General features: G+C 72.7%; 6 protein-coding genes. 4 read left to right on the plus strand and 2 right to left on the minus strand.

Annotation, left to right across the window (positions count from 1 at the left end; genetic code table 11):
* Nucleotides 1–351, minus strand: a 351-nt coding sequence (locus tag GL263_RS20840; protein WP_182857262.1) for an Lrp/AsnC family transcriptional regulator, incomplete at its 3' end; no start/stop codon positions are given.
* Nucleotides 352–548: 197 nt separating this feature from the next.
* Here GL263_RS20840 and GL263_RS20845 point away from each other — a divergent pair.
* The gene (locus GL263_RS20845; protein ID WP_182857263.1) at nucleotides 549–929 is read left to right on the plus strand and encodes a hypothetical protein; all 381 of its coding nucleotides are present in this window, start codon (nucleotides 549–551) and stop codon (nucleotides 927–929) included.
* A gap of 136 nt (nucleotides 930–1,065) precedes the next feature.
* Complete coding sequence (locus tag GL263_RS20850) at nucleotides 1,066–1,824, plus strand: DUF4142 domain-containing protein (protein ID WP_182857264.1); 759 nt, start codon at nucleotides 1,066–1,068, stop codon at nucleotides 1,822–1,824.
* Nucleotides 1,825–1,935: 111 nt separating this feature from the next.
* Here the strand turns inward: GL263_RS20850 and GL263_RS20855 are convergent, their stop codons facing one another.
* On the minus strand, nucleotides 1,936–2,979 hold the full coding sequence (locus tag GL263_RS20855) for a PucR family transcriptional regulator (protein ID WP_182857265.1): 1,044 nt from the start codon (nucleotides 2,977–2,979) through the stop codon (nucleotides 1,936–1,938).
* A gap of 452 nt (nucleotides 2,980–3,431) precedes the next feature.
* Here GL263_RS20855 and GL263_RS20860 point away from each other — a divergent pair, with 452 nt between their 5' ends.
* Nucleotides 3,432–4,175: a hypothetical protein gene (locus GL263_RS20860; RefSeq protein WP_182857266.1), complete on the plus strand. Its 744-nt coding sequence runs from the start codon at nucleotides 3,432–3,434 to the stop codon at nucleotides 4,173–4,175.
* Nucleotides 4,163–5,271, plus strand: a 1,109-nt coding sequence (locus GL263_RS20865) for an NADH-ubiquinone oxidoreductase-F iron-sulfur binding region domain-containing protein (protein ID WP_323379500.1), incomplete at its 3' end; no start/stop codon positions are given. The genes GL263_RS20860 and GL263_RS20865, both read left to right, overlap by 13 nt.

Below are 5,271 nucleotides of genomic sequence, written 5' to 3' on the forward strand. Positions count from 1 at the left end.
CAGGTTCTCCAGTTCCGTGGGTGTGGCGACGCGGACCTTGAGGATGTAGTTCTCGTCACCGGCGACGCTGTGGCAGGCCTCGATCTCGGGGATGTCGGCGAGCCGGTCGGCGATGTCGTCCGGGGCGCTGGGGTCGAACGGCTTGACCGAGATGAACGCGGTCATGGGCAGCCCGACGGACTCGGCGTCGATGAGGGCGGTGTAGCCCTTGATCACGCCGCGTTGCTCCAGCCGCCTGACGCGCTGGTGCACCGCCGAGGTGGACAGGCCGGTGGCCTTGCCCAGGTCGGTGTAGCTCATGCGCCCGTCCTTGACGAGCAGTTCCACGATCTGTCGGTCCAGCTGCTCCACAACAGCTCAACCTACTGGGTGCGGACGGATCGGCACAGTCCGGAGCGCCGTGGGAGCACACGGGGGCGCGGGGGTGTGAGGAATGCCACACATGTGCCCCTGTGTGCGCACGTGCGGGGCGATTATGCAGGGGTGGTGGCGGGAAGTGCTTGCTGTGGCCGGGCCCGAGTGCCCGAGGGTCACCCAGAGGGGGAAGCATGCGCAGTGTCAGGCAGCACAAGGAGTCGGAGCCCCGGGACACCGTGAGCGGTGCGGAGCTGCCGGAGGACGGGGAGTTCGACGAGGCGCTGGACATCCACCGGGTGCGCTGCCCGGAGTGCAGCAGGCCGATCGCGTTGTTCGCCGAGGAGGAGGTGCTGCCGCAGCACGCGGTGTGCGCGAGCAAGTGGGACCCGTTCGGTCTGACGGTGTGCGCCGGCTCGGGCCGGACGGTGACGGAGGCCGAGCCGGCCGGTGAAGCCGCGGGCGGAGGCTCGGACATGGCGGCGCTGCTGACGCTGCCGGCGGGTCTGGACTGGCGGACGCAGCCGTTCTCGCACGCCGGCGTCGGACGCGCGGCGGTGCGGCGGGCCGCCTGACCCGCGGCGCACGGAACGCTAGCAGCCGCCGACGGGGGCGGACGGGAGTTTGTCACACGACGACGAAGCATCCTTGGGAGCGGGGCGGGCCGGTTAACGTCCGGCGCACGAGTCCCACGCTTGCAGGAGAGGCTTGATGCGTCCCGTCAACGGCACACTCTTCACCCCCGGACGGAACATGGCCACCGGCCTGGTCGTCCTCGCGCTTGTCCTCACACTGGCGGCGCTGCTGGTCCCGGTGCACGTCTACGACAACACCCGTCCAGCGGCGGCGACCACGGTGACGTGGGACGACGACGGGCGGGGCACGGTCGGCACGGAGTTCGGCCCGCTCACCGCGATGGACCGGGACTTCGTGCGGAAGGTGCGGCTGGCGGGCCTGTGGGAGCTGCCAGCCGGCCGGCAGGCGCAGGAACGCACCAACCGGGAGGCGGTGCGCGAGGCGGGCAACCACCTGGTGGACGGTCACACCGAGCTCGACAAGCTGGCGATCGACACCGCCAGGGCGCTCGGTGTGGAGCTGGCGAACCAGCCGAACGCGCAACAGCAGGCGTGGCTGGCACAGATGAACGCCGCCCAGGGCGACGAGTTCGACCGGCTGTTCGCGAACATCCTGCGGCGTGCGCACGGCACGGTGTTCGGCCTGGTGGCGCAGGTGCGTGCCCAGACCCGCAACTCGATGGTGCGCACCCTGGCGACCCGGGCGAACGCCGTGGTGCTCGACCACATCACGGTGCTGGAGGCGACGGGTCTGGTGGACTTCGCGCAGTTGGAGGGTCAGGGCGGGCCGGTTCCGGGGCCGGCCGAGCCGACCGGTCAGGTGCCGCCGGCGGTGCCGATCGCGCCGTCGGTTCCGGGCGAGGCTCCCTCGCCGCAGCCGGCCGGCTCGGGGTGAGGGAAGGCCGGCTGCGGACGCTCCGGGAGCGCGGGGTCCCGGAGCGGAAAAGCGGCGGTGGGGGGCCGGCGGTGGCTGCCGGTCCCCCACCGCCGCGCGGTGGGGACTGGGTCACAGGCCGTTGACGCGGGCCTGGCGGGTCAGGCCCAGGGGCCGCATACCGGCCACGGCGACGCGGGCGCGTCGGGTGGGCCTGGTGTGCCGGCGTACCTGGGCCATCAGCCGGCGGCTCCGGAGGGTCATCTCGAGTTCGAACCGGGTCCGCGGGTCACGCAGCGCCGAACCGAACAGCTTCTCGATCTGCCGCAGCCGGTAGCGGACGGTCTGCGGGTGGACCTGGAGGGTCTTGGCGGCCTCGGGTGCGCCGCCGCCTTCGAGCCAGGCGAGGAGGGTGACCTCGAGTCGTTCGCTCTGGCGGGGGGTCAGTTCCTCGAGCGGGCCGAGCCAGCGGCCGGCGAGCGCTCTGGCGAGCGTCTCGTCCTGGAGGAGGAGCAGCAGGGTCAGGTGGTCCTCGACGAACAGGGTCTCGGTGACGGGACGGCTGGGCGCCAGGGCGAGCAGCCGCCTGGCCCAGCGCAGTGACGCGGCCGCGTCGGAGAGCGCGACTCCGTGTCCGACGGCGGCGATCCGACCGCGCAGCGCGGTCTCCAGGGCGGCCCGGGTCTCGGGCCCCTGGTCGGGGACGAGCAGGCAGGCCTCTCCGTCGGCGAGGCTGAGCAGGGTGTCGCCCAGGCTCGCCGCGAGTTGGGTGGCCTCACCGGGTGAGGTGAGGACGACGGCCCGTACCCGTTCGGGCAGGGGCCAGCGTGCGGAGCGCGCCAGCTCCGAGAGGGGGGTCTCCAGGGCGCAGAGGTCGCCGGTGACGGCGGCGAACAGGTTGCGTCGTGCGCGGTCGATGGGGACGGGGACGGCCACCGGCTTGCCGGTGGGACGCTCACGCTGGGGCTCCTTCTGGTAGCCGAGCGCGGTGAGCAGCGCCTGCTCGACCGCCCAGTGCAGGTCCTCCCGGGATGTGACGGCCGGGGACTTGTGGGCGGGCAGCGTCTGTCGCAGCACCTCCACCACCTGGTCGGTGATGGCGGGAAGTTCCTTTCTCAGAACGCGGGTCCACTCCCCTCGGGGGCGTGACCAGATGCGGTTGAGCAGTTCACACATCTCTACCTCGTTCCTGCCGGGGTGAGGTCCGGACGGTCTCGATGGCCGGACCGTGGAGGCCCCCCTTTGCCAGTTCCCCGCCCTGGAAAGGGAGTTGAGCGTCCTCCACCACCCTCCCGGATGGAGGGTGCCGATGTCCCGGACGCGCCGTCAGCGCCCCCAGGGAGCATCTGGACGGGCATCATCCGCACCCCTGGAGTTGCTGGGCGACGCCGAGGCCGGAATTTGTCACAGGACGATAAATCTTATGAAGGTTTCGCGGAGTTCGGCAATGCTGCTGCATCCCGTCCACTGCTCTTTGGCGGCGCAAAGGGGAACGGCAACCACCTGCGGCAACACGCTTTCCCGCAGCCGAGCTTCGCGAATTCTCCCCCGCCGTCGGACCTGAGACATGTGCCGGGAATGTGCACACTCGGGAGGTCTTCACCTTGTCCCCACCCCTCACTCCGCCCATGACACCGCTGCGCACCGACGCCGGAGACAAGCGGGAGGTGCCCAACCAACGGCGCCGGCACGCGGGGTCCCGACCAGGCAGAGCGGCGCGGGCGCCACGGCGCCTGGTCGTACTGCCGGTGGCCGGAGCCGTCCTGACGCTCCTGCTGTCGGCCGCCAGCGTCGGTGCGTTCGAACGGCTGACGCAGTTCCTGGACTTCGGCGCCGGCGTCCTGTCGCTGGTGTGCCTGACCGGCACCGTCCTGTGGGGGCTCGCCGCCACCGACCGGTGGCTGCTCGGCTCCCCGCACCGGCTGCTGGCGCAGGGCGTGCACCGTGGACTCGCGGTGGCCGGGCTCGGCTTCCTCACCCTGCACATCGGGGTGAAGGTCGCCGAGAGCCGGACCAGCGCGGCCGCCGCGGCTCTCCCCTTCGCGGACGGCTCCCGGCCGGTGCTGATCGGGCTGGGCACGGTGGCCGCCTACCTGTTCCTGGCGGTCGCGGTCTCCGGGGCCGTGCGCGGCACGTTCGCCGCGCGGGGCAGTTCGCGCTACTGGCGCGCGCTCCACATGTGCGCCTATCCCGCGTGGTGCGCGGCCCTGGTGCACGGGCTCAAGGCCGGGCGCGCGGCCGCCGGTTGGGTGACGGTCTCCTACGCACTGTGCCTGCTCGGCGTCGCCGCCGCGCTGGTCCTGCGGGTGCTCGCCCGGTCCGACTCCCCGCCGAGCGGGGCGACCAGCAGGTGGCTGCCGTGGCTGAAATAACCCCCACCCTGCTGTCGGTCGGTCCGCCCAGGCTGCTGTCCGGCCTCGACCAGGTGGCACGGGTGGACCGGGTGACACATCTGACCGTCCACGGGTCCCAACCGGACCTGAGGGCCGACGAGCTGGTCGACCTGGCGGAGAACATCGGGCTGCGGGGACGCGGCGGGGCCGGCTTCCCGTTCGCGCGCAAGGTGCAGGCCGTCATGGACTCCGCGCGTCGGCGCGGGACGGGCACGGTGGTCGTCGTCAACGGCAGCGAGGGCGAGCCGAGCTGCCTGAAGGACACCGCGCTGCTGCTGCACACGCCGCACCTGGTGCTCGACGGTGCCTCGCTGGCCGCCCGGGCACTCGGCGCGTCCGAGGTGTGGCTGGGTGTGACGCGTTCGGACGTGGAGCAGTCGCTTCGCTCCGCGATCGCCGAACGCGGGCCGGCGGCGCCGGCGTTGAAGGTCGCCAGGCTCCCCGAGCGCTTTGTCACCGGGGAGGGGAGCGCGCTCATCAGCGGCATCAGCCAGGCGCCGGCGCTGCCGTCCGGCCGCCGGGTGCGGTCCAGCGACAGCGGTCTGGGCGGGCTGCCGACGCTGCTGTCGAACACCGAGACCTACGCGCAGCTTTCGGTCGCCGCCCGGCTGGGCGCGCTGGAGTACCGGGCGACCGGACTGCCGGACGATCCGGGCACCACCCTGCTGACGGTGTCCGGCAACCGGGTGGTGGAGACCCCGACCGGGGTGCCGCTGTCGTACGTCCTGCAGGTCTGCGGGACGGGGCCGGGGCAGGGGGTGCTGGTGGGCGGCTACCACGGCGGCTGGTTGACGGCCGACGCCGCGGCTTCGGTGCTGGTGTCGCGGGAGTCGATCGCCAAGGCGGGTGCGAGCCTGGGTGCCGGCGCGGTCATCCCCATCCCGCTGACGACCTGTCCGGCCGGTGAGGCGGTGCGGGTCGCGCGCTGGATGGCGGACGAGTCGGCGGGCCAGTGCGGCCCGTGTTTCATCGGTCTGCCGGGGCTCGCCGACGATCTGGAGAAGGTGGTGCGGGGCGGCGGGCCGGGGGCGTTGGACGCGGTGCGCCGCCGGATGGACGCGGTGGCCCGCCGGGG

The sequence above is a fragment of the Streptomyces durbertensis genome, assembly GCF_014156695.1.
Classification (GTDB): Bacteria; Actinomycetota; Actinomycetes; order Streptomycetales; family Streptomycetaceae; genus Streptomyces; species Streptomyces durbertensis.

What these genes read in the sequence shown, in the direction of transcription:
- GL263_RS20855 (WP_182857265.1), bottom strand. Translation starts at nt 2,979, where the DNA reads ATGTGTGAACTGCTCAACCGCATCTGGTCACGCCCCCGAGGGGAGTGG.
- GL263_RS20845 (WP_182857263.1), top strand. Translation starts at nt 549, where the DNA reads ATGCGCAGTGTCAGGCAGCACAAGGAGTCGGAGCCCCGGGACACCGTG.
- GL263_RS20850 (WP_182857264.1), top strand. Translation starts at nt 1,066, where the DNA reads ATGCGTCCCGTCAACGGCACACTCTTCACCCCCGGACGGAACATGGCC.
- GL263_RS20860 (WP_182857266.1), top strand. Translation starts at nt 3,432, where the DNA reads ATGACACCGCTGCGCACCGACGCCGGAGACAAGCGGGAGGTGCCCAAC.